The organism is Brevibacillus fluminis (assembly GCF_003710825.1).
Lineage (GTDB): Bacteria > Bacillota > Bacilli > Brevibacillales > Brevibacillaceae > Brevibacillus_D > Brevibacillus_D fluminis.
The window spans coordinates 194718-210695 of the sequence record NZ_RHHQ01000005.1 but is presented as its reverse complement, the minus strand read 5'-3'; the positions used below and the strand labels follow the sequence as shown (position 1 = coordinate 210695).

The following is a 15978-nucleotide window of genomic DNA, read 5'->3' as shown; positions in this document are numbered from 1 at the left end:
TTCAGTTTTCAAAGAGCATTTCTTTCATTTCGCGTCGTTCACTTTTTCAGCGCCGACCCTTTAAACTTTATCATACATCACCGTTTCGAGTCAAGGTTTTTTTATTTCGTTTTTTCAAAATCATCCTTGTCCCAGAAGCGACAAAAACTATAATAGCAAACAACTCTGCATAACGCAAGCAGAAATCGAATATTTTTTTAACCACAAGAAAACTTGTTTATTTCTAACATAACGTATATCAGCAAAACAAAAAAAGAGACGAACACAAGGTTCGCCTCTTTCCGTAAGCATGAATTACATCATGCCCATTCCGCCCATGTCAGGCATGCCTGCAGGAGCTTTGTTTTCTTCTGGTTTATCAGCAACAACCGCTTCGGTAGTCAAGAACATTGCAGCTACGGAAGCAGCGTTGGACAGTGCGGAACGAGTTACTTTCGCAGCGTCAACGATACCTGCTTCGAGCATGTTTACATACTCTTCGGTAGCAGCATTGAAACCGATACCTACAGCTTCTTTTTTCAGGCGATCTACGATTACAGAGCCTTCCAGACCTGCATTGGTTGCGATTTGACGAACTGGCTCTTCCAGAGCGCGCAGAACGATGGACACACCAACAGCTTCGTCGCCTTCAGCTTGGATTGCTTGAACAGCATGAGCTGCGTTGATCAGGGTAGTACCACCACCAGGTACGATACCTTCTTCAACCGCTGCACGAGTAGAGTTCAAAGCATCTTCGATGCGCAGTTTTTTCTCTTTCAATTCAGTTTCGGTCGCAGCGCCAACTTTAACAACCGCAACGCCACCAGCCAATTTAGCCAGACGCTCTTGCAGTTTTTCACGATCGAATTCGGAAGTTGTATCTTCGATTTGTTGACGGATTTGAGCTACACGGCCATCGATTTCAGCCTTTTCGCCGCTACCTTCAACGATTGTAGTGTTTTCTTTTGTAACAACAACTTTGCTTGCACGGCCAAGTTGAGTGATTTTGGTTGCTTTCAGGTCGAGACCCAATTCTTCCGTAATCACTTCACCACCGGTCAAGACCGCGATGTCTTGCAGCATCGCTTTGCGGCGATCGCCAAAGCCAGGTGCTTTAACAGCAACTGCTGTGAAAGTACCGCGCAGTTTGTTCACAACCAAGGTAGCCAAAGCTTCACCTTCAACGTCTTCAGCAATGATCAAGAGCGGTTTGCCGCTTTGTACCACTTGCTCGAGGACAGGGAGGATCTCTTGGATGTTACCGATTTTCTTGTCAGTGATCAGGATATACGGATTGTTCAAAACAGCTTCCATTTTGTCTGTATCCGTGATCATGTATGGGGAAGCATAGCCACGGTCGAATTGCATACCTTCAACGACTTCCAGCTCAGTGCTGAAGCCTTTGGATTCTTCGACAGTGATAACGCCGTCTTTGCCCACTTTTTCCATCGCTTCTGCGATCAGGTTACCTACTTCTTGATCGTCAGCAGAAATAGACGCAACTTGTGCGATTGCAGATTTGCTTTCTACAGGTTTTGCGATGGATTTGATTTCTTCAACAGCAGCGCGAACTGCTTTTTCCATACCACGGCGAATAACCATTGGGTTAGCGCCAGCTGTAACGTTTTTCAGACCTTCGCGAATCATCGCATAAGCCAGAACAGTCGCAGTGGTAGTACCGTCACCAGCAACATCGTTTGTTTTGGTCGCTACTTCTTTAACCAGCTGAGCACCCATGTTTTCATAAGCGTCTTCCAGCTCGATTTCTTTCGCGATGGTTACGCCGTCATTCGTGATCAACGGGGAACCGAATTTTTTCTCCAATACTACGTTGCGGCCTTTTGGACCGAGGGTTACTTTAACCGCGCTTGCGAGTGTTTCAACACCGCGCAGCATAGAACGGCGTGCTTCTTCGGAGAACTTAATTTGTTTTGCCATGAAAGCTCAACCTCCTAAGGATAGTTTGGATTATATCGACGCATTGCGAATGGATAAAGCTAGTTTATCCAATGATTGCCAAAATGTCGGATTCACGCAGAACCAACAGTTCTTTGTTGTCCACTTTCACTTCAGTACCTGCGTATTTGGAGAAGATGACTTTGTCGCCCTCTTTCACTTCCAATGCGATGCGCTCGCCGTTGTCAGCTACGCGACCGGAACCGACTGCGATAACGCGGCCTTCTTGTGGTTTTTCCTTCGCTGTGTCTGGGAGAACAATCCCGCTAGCGGTTGTTTCGTCTTTGGAAATTGCTTCAATTACCACACGGTCACCTAATGGCTTTAACACAAAAAACACCCTCCTCAAAAATATGTAGATGTGTATTTCGTTGTTAGCACTCACCGGAGAGGAGTGCTAACACCCAATACCTATAATAATGAATCGACTCTCACATTGCAAGTAGTTTTCGGCAGTTTTTGTGTGAAATCCATCTTTACAATTTTCATAAAATGGAAAAAGCCTGTCAGCTCGCTTCAAAAGCGACCCGTTCCTGTCCCTAAAAATATTTCGGGTTCTAGCAACCTCTTTCCCTCATATAGTTAAGAGCAAAGCTAGTTTTACATGCAACGTTTAGGAGGGATACCTTTGCGCAAATGGATTGTCGCCGCCCTGCTTCTTGTACTGTCTCTGGCAATCTCGCAAATTTTCGCAGGCGGTCACCGAGCACCAGTCAACGTCACGCAACGCACTCTCACTTTGTATATCGACGGTAAGCCAATCGGAAACACGAACTCCTCTCAACCGTCGGCGATCACTTACCAGGGCACTGTATATGTACCACTTTCGCTTGTCGGCCAAAAATTGAACAAGCCTGTCGGAATCGACCCTACCACCTCAACAGTATGGCTTGGCGAACGACCCGCTAAACCTGCGGCGGTCCCGGCGATGGCACCGCTTCAAGCCGAACCTGCCAAGACAAGCAAGCCTGCTAAACAAACTGCGGCACCCGCCCCCAAGACGGATGAACCTTCGCTTTATGGCATTTCTCTCGGCATGGGCCAACAAGAGGTACTGACCGCCCTTGGGGCACCCGCTCGCAAGGAGCCCGCTCAGCTCGGATATGAGTGGTGGATTTACAACCGCGATCTCAGCCGCTATTTACAGATTGGGATCATGGACGGAAAAGTGGTTGATCTGTATTCAAATGCTTCCACCGCACAGATTGAAGGCGTAGGAATCGGCACAACCTATCAATCTCTTTCCCGTAAATATTCAATTCAACCCATAGTCTCCTTTTCCTTCCAGCAAGCCAATGTCCAAATTACCAATCAGCCGAAAGATCGCCCGCTCGTGATCAGCCAAGGAACGCCGATCATTTTTTACCTCGATAAGCAAAACAACGCAAACGTAACCGCCCTGCGTTTAATCGACCGATTGGCGCTTTTGCGGGGCGGTTTTTTCGAAACAAAATGGACCTATCAAGGAACTGCTCCCAACTTTGACCCACCACGGCTTTCTATCAAGCAGCAAGAGTACGTGAACAGTGCGCATGAGCGGCAAATCCTCGATCTGACCAACGTCATCCGCTACCGCAACAAGCTCCCTGCCCTCACTGCACTTGATACTGCCGCCAACGTCGCGCGTCTGCACAGCAAAGACATGGAGATGAACCAGTATTTCGACCACGTCTCGACGATCACCGGGTTGGACCCCTTTGAGCGGCTCAAACAAGCAGGCGTGACCTACAAAATGGCCGGCGAAAATATCGCAGCAGGATTTCCGGATGCGATTGAAGCCTACGAAAACTGGATGAACAGCCCAGGCCACCGGAAAAACATTTTGGAAAAAGGGTTTCGTCAGCTAGGTGTAGGTGTCTACCTCGACTACTATACGCAAGACTTCGTGACGACAACCGCTACCCGCTGAGTCATGACGGCTTGCCGATCAACTGGCGCAGCCGGGCGATCCCAGCGGTGAATTCGAGCAATAGCGTCTCTTCCTTTTTCGTATGTACGATCAGCCACGGCTTGCGGTTTTGCTGCTTGGGTATGATGACAAAAACCGACAGAACCTTTTCGTCAATTTTCGCCGCAGGTACGACAAGCGATTTCGGTGGGGCGAGTGGGATTTTCACAATCAGCGCATGCTCCAGTGATGGGGATAGCTCCAGCACCCTCCCAGTCACACTGTCTAAAATATGTAGCGCCTCCTCTTGAAATGCCGACGAATTCGTAAACGTCTGCACCACACGCTCCTGTTCTGTATCGAACAACTCTACCTGCTCAGCAGCCGCAGACTCCAATGGGGAAAACAGCAAACAAAGCGCCAGAAAAAACTGCATCGCAATCCACCTTTCGCCTTTTTTCCCTTAGTATTGCCGAAAAAGAAAAACCCTCTCCGCCTTTTTACGGCGTGAGAGGGTTTTCTTCCATTGTGTCATAATTACGTTCCCATTCCTCGTCTTCCTTCAGCTGCTTACGATAGACGACTTTGGACAGCCAAATGCTCACTTCATACAAAATAAGGAGCGGGATCATCACCATGAAGTCGCTGAGAAAATCAGGCGGGGTTAACGTGATGGCGATGACCGCCAGCACAAAGTACGCGATCCGTCTCATTTTCGCCAGACGCATCGGGTTAAGAATCCGCAATCGCGTGAGGAACATCACCACGATCGGGAGTTCGAACAGCACCCCAAACGGGATAACCATGTTAAACAAAAAGCTGAAATATTGGGCGATCCCATAGTTCGGATCAGCTTCCATCCCTTTTGTGATCCCTGCCATGAACTGCATGACCATCGGGAAAACGACGAAATAGCCAAACGCGAGCCCTGCAATAAACAGAAAGAATGCCACAGGGATGAAATAGAGGGTCATGCGTCGTTCCTGCAAGCGCAATCCAGGACTGACAAACCGCCAGATATGAAACAAGGCTACCGGCAGCGTCACGATCATTCCGATAACAAAAGCAAACTGCATGTAAACCTGGAGAGCGTCGGAAGGATGGAACGACTTAAGAGGAACTCCTCCAGCCAAAGGGCTTTCTTTCAGATACGTGATCACGGGATTCGCCAGAAACAATCCTGCGATCAGGGCAAGCGCAAACACAGCAAGAACCCAAATGATTCGTCTGCGCAGCTCTGTTAGGTGTTCAATCATCGTCATATCACGGTCGACACTCATCCTAGCACCCACCTTACGTTATTGCGCTTTTTGCTGCTCCTCTTTCGCCTGCTGTCGCTCTTTTTCCAGTTTCTCACGGATTTCCGCTTCCATACGCTCGCGTTCGATTCTTTCGCGAATCTCTTTCTCCAGCTTCTCACGGTCAATTGCATCTTTTTCTTGGGCGTTAACCGGAGCCGCTTCTACTTTTTTACGCTCTTCTTCCTCGTCCTCGTCCTTGGTCAGGCCGCGTGTCGCATTTTTGAATTCTTTCAGGGTGTTTCCGACGGCACGTCCCAATTCAGGGAGCTTTTTCGGGCCAAACAGTACAAGTGCCAAAAGCAAAATAAGAATTAATCCAGGAATCCCAATCGAACTCATCTCAAAGCGCCCCTTTCAATTTGTGCTTCTATTAACATTTGCGCAAGCCGCCATAGCCTAGCCGTGTCATATCTTCCGCCACGATGCGTTCGCCGACTAATATCCTCGGGAGAAACACATCGAACGATGTAAACGGCTCGTGCATGACTGCGCCTGGCAAGCCTAAAATCGGGATATTCCCGATATAGCCAACCAACAGCATCGACCCCGGAAGCATCGGCGTCCCGTAACGGACCACTTCTGCCCCCGCACCTGCGATCGCCCCTGGTGTACGATCATCCGGGTCAACCGACATGCCGCCGGTCACCAGAATGAGATCCACCTGCTGATCAACAAAATAACGAATCTCCCGCTCGATCAACGCCTTATCATCCGGTGCAAAGCGCTGCTCGACCACTTCAGAACCGAACGCCTCCACCTTCGCTTTGATTGCCGGACCGAATTTGTCAGCGATGCGTCCGCCAAACACCTCGCTGCCAGTCGTGACCAAACCGATGCACCGCTTTGGGAACGGAATAACATCGACGATCGGACCTGCGAATGTCGCTGCCAGTTTTTCCAGCTCCACGATGCGCTCTTCCTCGATGATCAGCGGGATGATGCGCGTAGCCGCCACCGATCCTCCCGGCTGCACCACCTGATTGGTTTCGACCGTCGCGAGTGCAATCGCTTCCAGACTGTTGATGGCATGAATCGCCGCCTCATTGATTTTAGTCAAACCGAGAACAGGCGTCTTCAGGCTAATTTTCCCTTCATAAGGCTCTGTCTTCGTAAGTGACGGCCCTGCGACAGCTGCCGCGATACGTTCGGCAGCCTCGTTTTCGTGCAAGCAGTTTTCGGGCATGTCCAGTATGTAGATGTGCTCCTTGCCGATCGACAGCAAGGGCTCAATATCGTCTTCCGTAATCACATGCCCCTTTTTAAACAAACGCCCTTTAAACTCGCCAGGCAAAATCTGAGTCATGTCATGCGGTAGGACGAGCCCAACCGCTTCGCGGACTGGTACCTCTTTAAAAGAAGGCTTGTTTACCAACCCAATCCGCCCCAATCCTCATCCGCCTTTTCCGTTCCTTGCAGAATGTAAAGTGCGTCTGGGAGCATATCCGCAATCGCTTCAAAGCAGATTTTGACGCCTTTCGGATGTCCAGGCAGGTTGAAGATCAAGGAATTGCCCCGAGTTCCGGCAGCTGCGCGGGTCAGCATGGCACGTCTTGACTGCTGCATGCCTGCGCGTCTCATTTCCTCAACCAGTCCAGGCATAGGACGGTCAATCACCCACTGGGTCACCTCAGGCGTAACATCCCTTGGGCTTAAACCGGTTCCGCCAGCGACAATCAACAAATCGCACTTTTCACGGTCCACCAGCTCTATCATCGTTTCTTGCAGCTCTTCCATGTTGTCAGGAACTTTGCGATGAACGGCAACTTCACATTTTAACCATTCGCGAACTAACACCTTGAGCAACTCGATGCGGTCATCCTCCCGCTCTCCGCGGGCAATTGAATCACTTGCGGTAATGACACCGATTTTCCATTGGGACATGTTCATACCTCCAGTCAATACTCCATTATACTATAACAGTCCGCTCTAGCTGCGTTCGAACTGTGGCGGAAATGTAGCAGATATACCAGATTCTGTTGCAATGTACGGAACGCGAAAATCATGGGGCTCTGTCGGAACTTCATCGACTACCTGCACGTCAAACGAAAGACCGATCAAGAGCGGAACTCCAGGCAATCCGGCAAGAAACCGATCGTAATAACCGGCACCATAACCCATCCTTCCACCGCTACGGTCAAAAGCTACGCCAGGCAGTACGACAGCGTCGAGCTTCGCCACATCGGCGGGCTCACAGCGGGCAATGTCCGGCTCGTAGATTCCATACGTTCCTAGCTTGAGGCAATCTTCCCCGGTATAAACATAAGGTATGATCCGCTTATTCTCCATATCGGTATACGGCAGCCAGACTTCCTGCCCCCGTTTCTGCGCATGCGCTAAAAACGGTCGGGTGTCAATCTCGTCACGGAATGGATAAAATACCATCACGGTTTTGCAGGCGGCCAAATCTTCAAACTGCATCAGAAACTGTACAGCCTTAGCCGACCGCTCGCATCGCTCCTGCTCGGACAACGTTTGGCGCTGTGCAAGCACCTGCTTTCGCAAAGCCTGTTTCCGTGCTTTCATCTCCATATGAAATTCCTCTCCCCTTGTCCACTCTCTCTTCATTGGGATACACTAGATAGAATGAATTACCTTGAGGTGAAATCATGATTTTATTACAAGCAGAACGCATCCAAAAAGCTTATGGTATCGATGTTATTTTACAAGATATTTCCCTTCAAATACAAACAGGAGAACGCGTCGGTTTAGTCGGTGTCAATGGCGCGGGCAAATCCACCTTGATGAAAATCCTCGCCGGACAGCTCAGCTATGACAGCGGCGCGGTTCGCATCCCCAAGGAAGTGACGATGGGGTATTTGGCGCAAAACACGGGGTTGGAATCGGAAAACTCGATCTGGGCGGAGATGCTCACAGTCTTTACCGATCTTCAAAAGGAAGAAGCGGAATTGCGCAAGCTGGAAGCCATGATGGGCGATTCGGCTGTCCTCGCTGACGAGCGGCGCTACCAGCAAATACTGGAGAATTACTCCCGACGATCCGAGGCGTTCAAGGAACGCGGCGGCTACAGCTACGAGGCTTCGATCCGCGGCGTGCTGCACGGCCTGCGTTTTGCCGAAATGGACTATCAGTCTCCGATCAAGACGCTCAGCGGTGGACAAAAGACCCGCCTCGCATTGGCCAAGCTCTTGCTCCAATCGCCAGACCTTCTGCTGTTAGACGAGCCGACGAACCATTTGGATATTGAGACCCTCACCTGGCTTGAAGGCTATTTGCAAAATTACAAGGGAGCAGTCCTGATCGTCTCTCATGACCGCTATTTCCTCGACAAGCTGGTCAATGTGGTGTATGAGATCGAGCGCACCCGAGCGACCCGCTATGTCGGAAACTACTCCCGCTTTCTCGACCTGAAGGCCGCATCGCTGGAGCAGGAGCTGAAAAAATTCGATAAGCAGCAGGAGGAAATCGCCAAGCTCGAAGATTTCATCGCTCGCAACCTCGCGCGCGCCTCCACTACCAAACGGGCGCAGAGCAGACGCAAAACGCTGGAAAAAATGGACCGGATGGATAAGCCGATCGCGCATAACAAATCGGCTAACTTTTCTTTTGATATCTCCAAAATGAGCGGACATGTGGTGATGAAAGCGTCCAGTTTGTCCATCGGCTATCCGGACGCCGTCCTCTCCCGTAATCTCAGCTTCGAAATCGAGCGAGAAGAGCGAGTGGCATTGGTCGGGCCGAACGGGATCGGCAAATCGACGCTGCTCAAAACGATCGTCGGCCAATTACATCAGCATGCAGGCACGTTCCAAATGGGCAGCAATGTGATGATTGGCTATTACGATCAGGAGCAGCGGCACCTCAATACAAGCAAAACGATTCTTGCTGAAATTTGGGATGATTATCCGCTCATGCCGGAGAAAGATGTGCGCACCTTGCTCGGCAACTTCCTATTTTCCGGAGACGACGTGCAAAAGCGGATCGGCGAGCTGTCCGGTGGCGAACGGGCGCGGGTTTCCTTGGCCAAGCTCCTCTTGAAGCAAGCCAATTTCCTCATTTTCGACGAGCCGACCAACCATCTGGATATCCTCAGCAAGGAAGTGCTGGAAAACGCTTTGTATGATTACCCTGGCACCATCCTGTTCGTTTCGCATGACCGCTACTTTCTGAACAAGATCGCGACGCGCGTGCTCGAACTGTCACCTGAGGGCGTCACGAGCTACCTCGGAAATTACGATTACTTTGTCGAGAAAAAGCAGGAACTGGCGGAAATGGCTGCTGAGCAAGCTGCAGCCAATGCTGCAAAACGCGGCACTTCCTCCGAGCCTGTGGAAAAAAGCAGCTACGAGCAGGATAAGGATGCCAAACGCCGCGAGCGGCAGCGCCAAAAACGGTTGGAAGAAATTGAAGCTACGATCATGCAATGTGAGGAAACGATCGCCCGCCTGGAGAGTGAGCTCTGTCTTCCGGAAGTATACAGCGACCATGTGCAGGCCCAGCAGCGCAACGATCAGATTCAGCAGGCAAAAACGCAAATCGAGTCGCTGTACGAGGAGTGGCAGGAGCTGTCCGAATAACAGGATCGCGTAGTCGATCCGTCCCGCAAGCTACGCTGACCGGTCAGCCGAAAGGGCACGATCATCAAGCGCCGCATACAACGCCGGGATGGCAAAGAAAATGATCGATGTGGCGGCAGAGATGATCCCCGAATCGTTCAAAATCAATCCGGCGAGAGAACCTGCCACAATACCGCGGAACCCGCCGATGAGAAACGGCCATTTTCGGGCGAGGTGCTGCATGAAGCGGCCTGACCAAAATGTCAGTACTCCGAGAGCGATCAACGAGACAAAAAAACCTTTGCTCCAAAGCGAGACGCGGATCAACCTCACATTCATCGCCAATTTCCGTTCCACGATCTGTGCGATCGCTGCCCAATCGCCCGCCATGATTTGCTTGGCAACCTTGCCCACATGTGTGAGCGGTTCGGCGGACCAAAGGTTGGCTACAATCAAAATACCGATTCCACCAGCGAGAATTCCTGCAAAGAGCAGGAGTTCTCGCTTTTTTATGGTCACTTGGCGGAATCGCAGCATCGCCATTCCGAATCCGATCGCCCCCGCCAAGAACCCACCTGCATTTGCCCCCAATGATGGCAAAGCCATATAGATGAGCACTACCCCGAAAACAAGGATGGCTGCAAAATCACATATCCACCCCCACCGCCTGCCACCCCTTTCGTAGACTGCAGCTGCAAAAAGGATGCTGGCACCGATCAGCACGCCTTCCAATTCGTTTCCCAATCCGTAAAAGCGCGCGCCGATAACCGGGTCGTAGCCAAGATAAGAGCGGCTGATAATGTGTCCGCCCATGAACCCGTCCACCAATATGCCGGCAGCCGTAAGTCCACCCGTCATCATCAGCGCCGGGACAAACCCACGCCCTTCCAGCCCAGTCGCGATAATCATCGTAACGAAGAACAGCAAGGCAAGGATCACGACAGGCGGTAACCGCCAAGGAAGCAAAGGTTCCAGGAGCAACAGCCCCGGATAAAACAAAAGGGAAAACAGCACAATTCGCACGGGACGCTTCACGCCCTCTGCGATCGACACCCCCATTCTGCGCTGCCAAAGCCAGATCGCAAGTCCGGCAACAAGCGCGACGATCTGCATGATCACATAGCCGGAAAGAACGGTGGAACGGTACCGGTACACGTGGTCGATCCAATTCACTCTCGCAAACATTTCATCCATCGATAGCCCATCCGCAGCCTTGGCCCGAATGACATGACCTGTCGCTTCAGCGGGGATCGGCAGATCAAGCCATGAGAGCAGCGTTGGCATCACGTCAAGACCGCTCACCAACCCGTCTTGTCGTGTTGTATAAGAAAAAAGTGAGCCGCTTCGGTTTTCCTGCCAGACCAGAATCGGCAGCAAAAGCGATTTCTCCTTTTGTGCCGCAGGATTGACACCAGAGGAAGCGACCATGACCATTTGTTTTTTCGCCTGTTGGTCAGCGGTGAGCTGGGCGAGAAATCGTCCCAGATCGGATATCACCGCTTGGTATTGTCGTTCGAACCGTTCCGGGCTCATCATCGGCTGTAGCCTGTAGAGACGGGCAAGGTCACCGAGCTCTATGACGGTAATGCCGCTACCTTGCTGCATAGCCGCTCTCCTGGCCAGCTTTTCATAATCAGTTCTCACGCCGTAAGGGTACGTGGGAGCCTGCATGAGCGTTCCCGCTGTGACATCCCCATCTGCGATCCTACCTTCCCTGTCCATCGCGAAGAGCGCCGCCGGCCTCTGCCGAACGGTACCATAATCGTTGTTTCCTAGCAGCGTCACGCGCATGCCGTGTTCTTTCAAAGTGCTCCCGAGCAATCCGATCCGTTCCGTGAAAGGGCGATCCCGATTGTCATTCAGCAGACGCTGGATTCCCGGAAACAAAACAGCTGCGGTTTCCGCCCCTCCTCCGTCCAAACGCCCTACCTGCTTCATCCGTTCCCCTGCTTGTTCGCCGTTTGAAAGCAGCTCTTCAGGAGAATAAGCGGTACCGCTCGCAGCAGTATATATTGCCTGCGTGCCGCTCCCCATCAGCAAATACGCATTTTCCGCCGTCCGGGCTCCCGGCGTACGGATGCTCATCGCTCCAAATGCTGTGTAAGAAAGCGCCGCTTCAATCTGTGGATGATTTCTCAACTTGTCCACATCCGCAAACGAGAGCCCGTCGATAAAAACGACAACCGCTTGCCTTGTGTCTGAAGCTACCGCCAATCCGCTATCCGCTTGAACAAACATGGGGATAAGCAGCAATAATATCCACATTATTTGCACAATTTGTTTATAACTCATGGTGCCTCCTGTTGATAACTGTATGATGACCTGTGGATTACGGATGGTTTATCAACATGTTTATCCACAAAAATCACAGCTGCCCACACAATATTTCACTATCTTTAACAAGCCTATTTCAAGCTTTATCACCATTATTCACAACAAATCATTTGGGCAATCTGTCAGTCTCCACAAAACCTGTGGATAATGTGAAAAACGCGACTCCACCTAACCATTGGTGGAGCCACTCGACAAAAAAACCTCTGCCGAGTTTTACTCAGCAGAGGTTTCCAGAGGTAAATTTGGCGTTCCATTCAGATCAAGTGAAGCAAATTTTCGTTGCTGATACGAGACGAATCCCGCAGCAGCGATCATGGCCGCATTATCCGTGCAAAGCACAAACGGCGGAATGACCAGTGGAACATTCGCCTTTTCGCATCGATGCTGCAGCGCCATGCGCAGCCCTTTATTCGCAGCGACGCCACCGGCCAGCACCACCTGTTTCACATCGAATTCTTTGGCGGCGCGAATGGTTTTTTCCACAAGCACTTCCACAACCGACGACTGAAAGCTTGCTGCCAAATCGACCGGATCGATCGTTTCGCCCCGTTGTGCAGCATTGTGCAATGTGTTCAAAACCGCCGATTTAAGACCGCTGAAGCTGAAATCATACGAGTCCGGCTCCAACCATGCACGAGGCAGCGGAACAGACGGATTGCCTTCCGCCGCCATCCGGTCGATATGCGGCCCTCCCGGATATGGCAAGGAAAGCGCTCGCGCCACCTTGTCGTATGCCTCTCCGGCAGCATCGTCGCGAGTTTCCCCGAGAATGCGGAAATGGTTGTGCTCCTTCATCAGCACAAGCTCCGTATGCCCACCCGAAACCACCAGCGCGAGCAGCGGAAATTGCATTTCCTCCACAAGCCGGTTTGCATAAATGTGGCCGGCGATATGGTGTACCCCGATCAGCGGAATCTCCCGTGCAAAGGCGATCGCTTTGGCCGCCGCCACACCGACCAGCAGCGCCCCCACCAATCCCGGGCCGCATGTGACGGCTATCGCGTCGATATCGTCCAGCGTTTTCCCCGCCACCTGCAGCGCTTCCTCAATGGTGAGCGTAATGTTTTCCACATGACGACGAGATGCTACCTCTGGCACTACACCGCCAAACCGTTTATGAATGTCAGCTTGCGACGCGATGATGTTGGATAGCACAATCCGCCCATCCTGCACGACTGCCGCCGATGTTTCGTCACAGCTCGTCTCGATACCCAAAATGTATACCGGACGATCCGATTCATTCCTGTTCATCTTCATTCAATTCCACCCACATGATAATGGCATCTTCATTATTATCGGAATAATAGCCTTTTCTTACCCCGGCAGCGATGAAGCCGAGTTTGCCGTACAGATTGCGCGCCGTCGTATTGGACGGACGCACCTCCAGCGTCATCCGTTCCGCGCCGAACAGACGGGCCAGTCCCATCATCTGACGCATGAGCCGCTCGCCGATCTTGCGCCCACGGTAATCCGGATGGACCGCGATGTTGGTAATATGCGCCTCGTCGAGGATCACCCAGACGCCGCAGTATGCCACCACTTTCTCATCTGCGATGGCCAGCAAATATTTCGCATTTTGATTGATCGTCAGTTCATTGACAAACGCATCGACTGGCCAAGGCAGCGGAAATGCCAACCTTTCCAGCTCCCCTACTGCTTCAACGTCATCCAACGTCATGAAGCGAAAAGTGAGCCAATCCTTTTCCGCCATGAGATTCCCTCTTTTTATGAATGTTTTATTGTTTATTCGCCGCAAGCCACTTGGCTTCCGCCTCAGCCACCTGCAAATATTCCGGCATCAGCTCATGCGGCGATCCCGCGTCAGCCAACAGCGGCAACGCTACCATACCGATGTGCGAAGCCCTCGGCAAATTGTCGGCTGCAGAAGCAAATTGCGCCTGACTGCCCACGATCTCCACAATCGTCTCCCGATGCATCGCCGTATCGTCGCCGAGAAATAGCAGCGGCTTTTCCCCAACTTGCTGTGAAACGATCGGGAGCCACTCTTTCAGCAAAATGATCCGCTCCGTGAGCTCCATCTCCACTGAGGCGCGCTGACCGGTCCGGAACAAGCCGGAATAAACCTGGCCGCGCCGGGCGTCAAACAGCGGCACAATGCCTCCTTCAAACCCAGCTGCATTGCAAGCCAGCGTCTGCAGGCTAGAAATCCCGATGACCGGAATCCCCAGAGACCAAGCCATGCTTTTGGCCGTCGCCACTCCGATGCGCACACCGGTGTAAGAACCAGGTCCTTTGGCAACCGCAATGCCAGAAAGATCTTTTGGCTTGATCCCCAATTGCCCCATCAAATAAGAAACGCTATCCATAAGCGTCACTGAGTGGTTTTTGTTTAAATTGGTTGTCAGCTCGCCCAAAACGCGCGCTTCTTCGACAATTGCCACACTTAATACCAAATTAGACGTGTCGATCGCCAAAACCCGCATTACGCTCAAACTCCTCGCACAATTCGACATAGCGCTTCCCTTGCGGGGACAGCGCTATGAACCGAACATCATTTTCATCGCCTCTGCCAAGCATGATCGTCAGGCGGTCCTGAGGCAACCACGCTTCGATCAGCGAGGCCCATTCCACCACGCAAACACCGTCGCCATAAAAGTATTCATCCGCGCCAACCGACTCGATGTCCTCGCCCACGCGGTACACATCAAAATGGTAGAGTGGCAGCCGGCCAGCGTACTCTTTCATGATCGTGAAGGTCGGACTATTGACTGCGCCTTTGATCCCCAACCCTTGGGCAAGTCCTTGGGTAAAAGTTGTTTTGCCAGCGCCCAAATCGCCTTCCAACGACAAAAAATCGCCTGGCGCAAGCATCGCGGCAAGCGCTGCCGCGAAATCACGCGTCTTTCCCGCATTGTCCAGCCGCCATTTGTACGTCTTTTCCATTCGCACCCTCCTTGCCGGTTCCCCGCGGCCTTTCACCGAAAATGATTGTAGCCGTCTTTGTTCAATCGCTTGCTGCTGCCATCCGGTGCTTGCAAAAACACTTGCGGCGATCCCGCCTCTATTTTTCCGATGAGCGAAAAGGACAATCCTTGCCGGGCGAACATTTGCGCCAGAATCTCCGCCTTTGTTCCCTGCACAGTCCCCACCAGCTGGTAGTCCTCGCCCCCGTATAAAGCCCAGTCAACCGCATCCTTGCCGACCGTCTCGGCATACTCTCGTACAAGTCCGGCAATCGGGAGCATGTCCCGCTCCACAGAGATGGCCACACCGCTTGCTTCCGCGATTTCCCACAGCTCGGAAGCGAGTCCGTCGCTCACATCGTTCAGCGCGCCGATCCCCGACGCCTGCTGCAAAAGCCTGCCAGCCATCACCTGCGCGCTCGGTCGTTGATGCAGACGGACCAACGGCTCCCAGTACGGATCGTACTGCATAGGCGTGCCATGTTCTTTTACTTTGAACAGCAGATCCAATCCTGCAGCGGCTCCTCCCACTGTACCCGTCACAAACACGGCGTCGCCGGGTTTTGCCGCCGAACGCAGAAGCGCCATGCCTCTTTCCACTTCGCCAAGCATCGTCACCGACAAATGAAGGGCGTCCGGAGCCGAAACGGTATCCCCGCCGATGATCCGAACCCCATATTCCCTACATGCCTCATACATGCCGTCGTAAATCTGGCTGCATTCCTCTGGTGTCCAGGCAGCGGGCTTGGCAATCGTCACCATTGCGAAACGGGGAACACCGCCCATCGCTGCGATATCGCTGATGTTGCTGATGAACGATTTGTACCCGACATCGGTGTGGTGCATCGTTTCCCGCAAAAAATGCACCGTCTCTACCATCGCATCACAGCAAGCAATCACTTCTTTATCTGAAGACACGGAAAAAACGGCAGCATCATCCCCGATCCCCACCACCAAACCGTCTCCTGCCTGACCGGCAGATCGTCCGGTCCACTGACGGATGTAGGAGAATTCATCGTTTGCCACCGTAACCGCCTCACTTTGTCCTTGTTTTCAACCATTATACCCGTGCCGTTCCCCTA

The 15978-nt window shown here is 52.0% G+C and carries 16 protein-coding genes; 2 read left to right on the top strand and 14 right to left on the bottom strand.

What is annotated here, in order from left to right; genetic code table 11:
- Positions 1–294: 294 nt before the first annotated feature.
- Together groL and groES are read right to left on the bottom strand one after the other, a co-directional pair.
- Complete coding sequence (groL, locus tag EDM56_RS05625; protein ID WP_122916906.1) at positions 295–1917, bottom strand: chaperonin GroEL; 1623 nt, start codon at positions 1915–1917, stop codon at positions 295–297.
- Positions 1918–1981: 64 nt separating this feature from the next.
- Complete coding sequence (groES, locus tag EDM56_RS05620) at positions 1982–2266, bottom strand: co-chaperone GroES (RefSeq protein ID WP_122916905.1); 285 nt, start codon at positions 2264–2266, stop codon at positions 1982–1984.
- A gap of 297 nt (positions 2267–2563) precedes the next feature.
- Between groES and EDM56_RS05615 the strand changes: the two genes are divergently transcribed.
- Positions 2564–3844, top strand: coding sequence for a CAP domain-containing protein (locus EDM56_RS05615; protein WP_122916904.1), 1281 nt, complete (start codon positions 2564–2566; stop codon positions 3842–3844).
- A gap of 1 nt (position 3845) precedes the next feature.
- Here EDM56_RS05615 and EDM56_RS05610 read toward each other — a convergent pair whose 3' ends face one another.
- From EDM56_RS05610 to EDM56_RS05585, 6 genes are all read right to left on the bottom strand, one after another.
- Complete coding sequence (locus EDM56_RS05610; RefSeq protein ID WP_122916903.1) at positions 3846–4259, bottom strand: hypothetical protein; 414 nt, start codon at positions 4257–4259, stop codon at positions 3846–3848.
- Positions 4260–4323: 64 nt separating this feature from the next.
- Entirely contained in the window at positions 4324–5103 is a 780-nt protein-coding gene (tatC, locus tag EDM56_RS05605) for a twin-arginine translocase subunit TatC (RefSeq protein ID WP_122916902.1), read from the bottom strand.
- Positions 5104–5121: 18 nt separating this feature from the next.
- Positions 5122–5463: a twin-arginine translocase TatA/TatE family subunit gene (tatA, locus tag EDM56_RS05600; protein WP_122916901.1), complete on the bottom strand. Its 342-nt coding sequence runs from the start codon at positions 5461–5463 to the stop codon at positions 5122–5124.
- A 31-nt stretch (positions 5464–5494) separates the two neighbouring features.
- The gene (locus tag EDM56_RS05595) at positions 5495–6496 is read right to left on the bottom strand and encodes a molybdopterin-binding protein (protein ID WP_122916925.1); all 1002 of its coding nucleotides are present in this window, start codon (positions 6494–6496) and stop codon (positions 5495–5497) included.
- Positions 6490–7005 (bottom strand): MogA/MoaB family molybdenum cofactor biosynthesis protein, encoded by a 516-nt coding sequence (locus EDM56_RS05590; protein ID WP_122916900.1) that lies wholly within the window; start codon positions 7003–7005, stop codon positions 6490–6492. Before EDM56_RS05590 ends, EDM56_RS05595 begins: the two co-directional genes overlap by 7 nt.
- Positions 7006–7050: 45 nt before the next feature.
- Positions 7051–7653 carry a 5-formyltetrahydrofolate cyclo-ligase gene (locus tag EDM56_RS05585; protein WP_122916899.1) on the bottom strand — a complete coding sequence of 201 codons (603 nt, stop codon included), beginning with the start codon at positions 7651–7653 and terminating at the stop codon, positions 7051–7053.
- A gap of 77 nt (positions 7654–7730) precedes the next feature.
- Between EDM56_RS05585 and EDM56_RS05580 the strand changes: the two genes are divergently transcribed.
- On the top strand, positions 7731–9659 hold the full coding sequence (locus tag EDM56_RS05580) for an ABC-F family ATP-binding cassette domain-containing protein (RefSeq protein ID WP_122916898.1): 1929 nt from the start codon (positions 7731–7733) through the stop codon (positions 9657–9659).
- 30 nt (positions 9660–9689) lie between these two features.
- On the opposite strand, the gene EDM56_RS05575 is transcribed toward EDM56_RS05580, so the two are convergent.
- The 6 genes from EDM56_RS05575 to thiL all read right to left on the bottom strand — a co-directional run bounded on the left by EDM56_RS05575 (position 9690) and on the right by thiL (position 15922).
- Complete coding sequence (locus tag EDM56_RS05575; RefSeq protein WP_122916897.1) at positions 9690–11930, bottom strand: hypothetical protein; 2241 nt, start codon at positions 11928–11930, stop codon at positions 9690–9692.
- Positions 11931–12185: 255 nt separating this feature from the next.
- A complete protein-coding gene (gene tsaD, locus EDM56_RS05570; protein ID WP_425456282.1) occupies positions 12186–13229 on the bottom strand; it encodes a tRNA (adenosine(37)-N6)-threonylcarbamoyltransferase complex transferase subunit TsaD in 1044 nt (347 codons plus the stop codon).
- Positions 13210–13683 carry a ribosomal protein S18-alanine N-acetyltransferase gene (gene rimI / locus EDM56_RS05565; protein ID WP_122916896.1) on the bottom strand — a complete coding sequence of 158 codons (474 nt, stop codon included), beginning with the start codon at positions 13681–13683 and terminating at the stop codon, positions 13210–13212. Before rimI ends, tsaD begins: the two co-directional genes overlap by 20 nt.
- 25 nt (positions 13684–13708) lie before the next feature.
- Positions 13709–14416 (bottom strand): tRNA (adenosine(37)-N6)-threonylcarbamoyltransferase complex dimerization subunit type 1 TsaB, encoded by a 708-nt coding sequence (tsaB, locus tag EDM56_RS05560; protein ID WP_122916895.1) that lies wholly within the window; start codon positions 14414–14416, stop codon positions 13709–13711.
- Positions 14388–14876 (bottom strand): tRNA (adenosine(37)-N6)-threonylcarbamoyltransferase complex ATPase subunit type 1 TsaE, encoded by a 489-nt coding sequence (gene tsaE / locus EDM56_RS05555; RefSeq protein ID WP_122916894.1) that lies wholly within the window; start codon positions 14874–14876, stop codon positions 14388–14390. The genes tsaB and tsaE overlap by 29 nt, the downstream gene beginning before the upstream one ends.
- Positions 14877–14908: 32 nt before the next feature.
- Positions 14909–15922 carry a thiamine-phosphate kinase gene (thiL, locus tag EDM56_RS05550; RefSeq protein WP_122916893.1) on the bottom strand — a complete coding sequence of 338 codons (1014 nt, stop codon included), beginning with the start codon at positions 15920–15922 and terminating at the stop codon, positions 14909–14911.
- Positions 15923–15978: the final 56 nt, after the last annotated feature.